A 3921-nucleotide genomic window follows, 5' to 3' on the forward strand; every position below is an offset into this window, starting at 1 on the left:
GTAGCGCGGTGGTCCCACCTGACCCCATGCCGAACTCAGAAGTGAAACGCCGTAGCGCCGATGGTAGTGTGGGGTCTCCCCATGCGAGAGTAGGGAACTGCCAGGCATCAGATAAAGCGAAAGGCCATCCGGAAGGATGGCCTTTTTGCGCTGGTAAAAACTTCTCCTGTCGTCATATCTACAAGCCATCCCCCCGCATATACGGTAAACTAGCCACGTTTTTGCATCAGGAAAGCAGCTATGAACCACTCCTTAAAACCCTGGAACACCTTTGGCATTGATCATAATGCTCAGTACATTGTATGTGCGGAAGACGAACAACAACTACTCAATGCCTGGCAACATGCGACCGCAGAAGGACAGCCTGTTCTTATTCTGGGGGAAGGAAGCAACGTACTTTTCCTGGAAGATTACTGCGGAACAGTGATCATCAACCGAATCAAAGGAATCGAAATTAATGATAAACCTGATGCATGGTATTTACATGTGGGTGCAGGAGAAAACTGGCATCATCTGGTGAAATACACTTTGCAGCAAGGAATGCCCGGTCTGGAAAATCTGGCATTAATTCCTGGTTGTGTCGGCTCATCACCTATCCAGAATATTGGTGCTTATGGCGTAGAATTACAGCGAGTTTGCGCTTATGTTGACTGTGTTGAACTGGCGACAGGCAAGCAAGTGCGCTTAACTGCCAAAGAGTGCCGTTTTGGCTATCGCGACAGTATTTTTAAACATGAATACCAGGATCGCTTCGCCATTGTAGCCGTAGGTCTGCGTCTGCCAAAAGAGTGGCAACCTGTACTGACTTACGGTGACTTAACTCGTCTGGAGCCTTCAACAGTAACGCCACTGCAAGTATTTGATGCAGTATGCCATATGAGAACGACAAAGCTTCCCGATCCAAAAGTGAACGGCAATGCCGGTAGTTTCTTCAAAAATCCTGTTGTATCTGCCGAAACGGCTAACGCGTTGTTGGCACAATTTCCAACGGCACCGAATTACCCTCAGGCGGATGGTTCAGTAAAACTGGCTGCTGGCTGGCTCATCGATCAGTGTCAGCTAAAAGGGACGCAAATTGGTGGGGCTGCGGTACACCGTCAACAGGCGTTAGTTCTCATCAATGAAGGCAATGCAAAAAGCGAAGATGTCGTGCAACTGGCACATCATGTAAGACAGAAAGTTGGTGAAAAATTTAATGTCTGGCTTGAGCCCGAAGTTCGCTTTATTGGTGCATCAGGTGAAGTTAGCGCAGTGGAGACGATTTCATGAAGGATAATACCGTTCCACTGAAATTAATCGCGTTGTTAGCGAATGGCGAATTTCACTCTGGCGAGCAGCTAGGTGAAACGTTAGGAATGAGCCGGGCGGCCATTAATAAACACATTCAGACGCTGCGTGACTGGGGCGTTGATGTCTTTACCGTTCCGGGTAAAGGATACAGCCTGCCTGAGCCCATTCAGTTACTTAATGCCGAAAAGATATTGAGTCAGCTGGATGGCGGCAGTGTAGCCGTGCTGCCAGTTATTGACTCCACGAATCAGTATCTCCTTGATCGTATCGAAGAGCTTAAATCGGGCGATGCCTGCGTTGCAGAATATCAGCAGGCAGGCCGTGGTCGCCGTGGTCGGAAATGGTTTTCGCCTTTTGGCGCAAACTTATATTTGTCGATGTTCTGGCGTCTGGAACAGGGCCCGGCTGCGGCGATTGGTTTAAGTCTGGTTATCGGTATCGTGATGGCGGAAGTATTACGCAAGCTGGGTGCAGATAAAGTTCGCGTTAAATGGCCTAATGACCTCTATCTGCAGGATCGCAAGCTGGCAGGCATTCTTGTGGAGCTGACTGGCAAAACCGGCGATGCAGCACAAATTGTCATTGGCGCCGGAATCAACATGGCAATGCGTCGTGTTGAAGAGAGTGTCGTTAACCAGGGATGGATCACATTGCAGGAAGCAGGGATCAATCTCGATCGTAATACGTTGGCGGCCATGCTAATACGTGAATTACGCGCGGCGCTGGAACTCTTCGAGCAAGAAGGATTGGCACCTTATCTTTCGCGCTGGGAAAAGCTGGATAATTTTATTAATCGCCCAGTGAAACTTATCATTGGTGATAAAGAAATATTTGGTATTTCACGCGGAATAGACAAACAGGGCGCTTTATTGCTTGAGCAGGATGGAATAATAAAACCCTGGATGGGTGGTGAAATATCCCTGCGTAGTGCAGAAAAATAAGAAAGGGGAGCATTAGCTCCCCTGCAAATTATTTGCGTAGTCTGACCTCTTCTACCGCATGATTAGCACTTTTCGTCAGGATTAAACTGGCGCGCTCGCGAGTAGGTAGAATATTTTGCTTTAAATTCAGCCAGTTGATCTCTTTCCACAGTGTCATGGCGGTTTTGATCGCTTCTTCCTTAGTTAATTTCGCATAGTTATGGAAATAGGAATCCGGGTCTGTAAAAGCCCCTTCACGGAATTTCAGGAAGCGGTTGATATACCATGTTTGAAGTAAGTCTTCAGGCGCATCAACATATATCGAAAAATCGACAAAATCAGAAACAAATACATGATGCGGGTCGTGCGGATAATCCATCCCACTTTGTAAGACATTTAGTCCTTCAAGAATTAGGATATCAGGCTGAACAACGGTTTTATCACCATTTGGGATTACATCATAAATAAGATGCGAGTAAACCGGTGCCGTAACGTTTGGTACACCCGATTTGAGATCGGAAACAAACTTCACCAGACGATGCATATCATACGATTCCGGGAAGCCTTTCTTTTTCATCAGCCCGCGTTCTTTAAGCACTTTGTTGGGATGAAGAAAACCATCGGTGGTGATCAGTTCAACACGGCGATGTTCCGGCCAACGGCTTAAAAGCGCCTGTAATACACGGGCGGTTGTACTTTTCCCCACAGCTACACTGCCTGCGATACTGATAATGTAAGGAATGCGTTGTCCGTTAGTGCCAAGAAACTGTTCCAGAACCGCCTGACGGCGCAGATTCGAGCTTATATAGAAGTTCAGCAAACGCGACAAAGGCAAATAGATCTCGGCAACTTCTTCTAACGAGAGATCTTCATTTATACCTTTGAGACGGGCGATCTCATCTTCCGATAACGTCATCGGTACGGAATCACGCAGAGCTGCCCACTGGTTGCGGTCAAACTGTAGGTAAGGCGTCATTAACGTTTGCTCTTTTATACTCATAAGCATGTTTCTGACGGTCATAGCTTTATCGGCAAAGCGATATTTGCCATGGCGCGTCACAGTTCTGTTGAATGGGTTAATGGGCAGGAGGGTAACACCAGATGGGGAGGAATAATAAGAAAAAATCGCTTACGGGAAGCTATCGGTGAAAAGCAATGTGACAGATATTCCATCTGATAAAAAGAATGGTGTTTTAACTGGCGAACATTGTTAAGCAGAACGATGCCGAAAAAATGTGCTAATCTGCTCTTTGTTCGGCTGTTTCTTCATCGCATTGTTTAAAATATGGCCAACAAAACAAATTATGCAATTTTTTAGTTGCATGAGTTCGCATGTCTCCATAGAATGCGCGCTACTTGATGCCGACTTAGCTCAGTAGGTAGAGCAACTGACTTGTAATCAGTAGGTCACCAGTTCGATTCCGGTAGTCGGCACCATCAAGTCCGGTGGGGTTCCCGAGCGGCCAAAGGGAGCAGACTGTAAATCTGCCGTCACAGACTTCGAAGGTTCGAATCCTTCCCCCACCACCAATTTCGGCCACGCGATGGCGTAGCCCGAGACGATAAGTTCGCTTACCGGCTCGAATAAAGAGAGCTTCTCTCGATATTCAGTGCAGAATGAAAATCAGGTAGCCGAGTTCCAGGATGCGGGCATCGTATAATGGCTATTACCTCAGCCTTCCAAGCTGATGATGCGGGTTCGATTCCCGCT

Annotated in this window: 3 protein-coding genes, 2 tRNA genes and 1 rRNA gene; 5 read left to right on the forward strand and 1 reads right to left on the reverse strand. The window is 47.2% G+C overall.

The annotated features are described in order from the left end of the window. The 3 genes from rrf to birA form a co-directional block, all read left to right on the forward strand. Positions 1 to 106: ribosomal RNA gene (rrf, locus tag BEG40_RS21355) — 5S ribosomal RNA — on the forward strand; the annotation flags it as partial. A gap of 134 nt (positions 107 to 240) precedes the next feature. Then, complete coding sequence (gene murB, locus BEG40_RS21360; RefSeq protein WP_001016700.1) at positions 241 to 1269, forward strand: UDP-N-acetylmuramate dehydrogenase; 1029 nt, start codon at positions 241 to 243, stop codon at positions 1267 to 1269. Continuing rightward, positions 1266 to 2231 (forward strand): bifunctional biotin--[acetyl-CoA-carboxylase] ligase/biotin operon repressor BirA, encoded by a 966-nt coding sequence (gene birA, locus BEG40_RS21365; protein ID WP_105286072.1) that lies wholly within the window; start codon positions 1266 to 1268, stop codon positions 2229 to 2231. The genes murB and birA overlap by 4 nt, the downstream gene beginning before the upstream one ends. Before the next feature lie 28 nt (positions 2232 to 2259). Here birA and coaA read toward each other — a convergent pair whose 3' ends face one another. Beyond that, entirely contained in the window at positions 2260 to 3210 is a 951-nt protein-coding gene (gene coaA, locus BEG40_RS21370) for a type I pantothenate kinase (protein ID WP_000023078.1), read from the reverse strand. A 361-nt stretch (positions 3211 to 3571) separates the two neighbouring features. Between coaA and BEG40_RS21380 the strand changes: the two genes are divergently transcribed. Continuing rightward, positions 3572 to 3647: transfer RNA gene (locus tag BEG40_RS21380), tRNA-Thr, on the forward strand. 8 nt (positions 3648 to 3655) lie between these two features. Continuing rightward, positions 3656 to 3740, forward strand: a tRNA-Tyr gene (locus BEG40_RS21385). The last annotated feature ends 181 nt before the right edge of the window (positions 3741 to 3921 follow it).

The sequence above is a fragment of the Escherichia sp. MOD1-EC5495 genome, from assembly GCF_002965965.1.
In the GTDB taxonomy this organism is placed as follows: Bacteria; Pseudomonadota; Gammaproteobacteria; order Enterobacterales; family Enterobacteriaceae; genus Escherichia; species Escherichia ruysiae.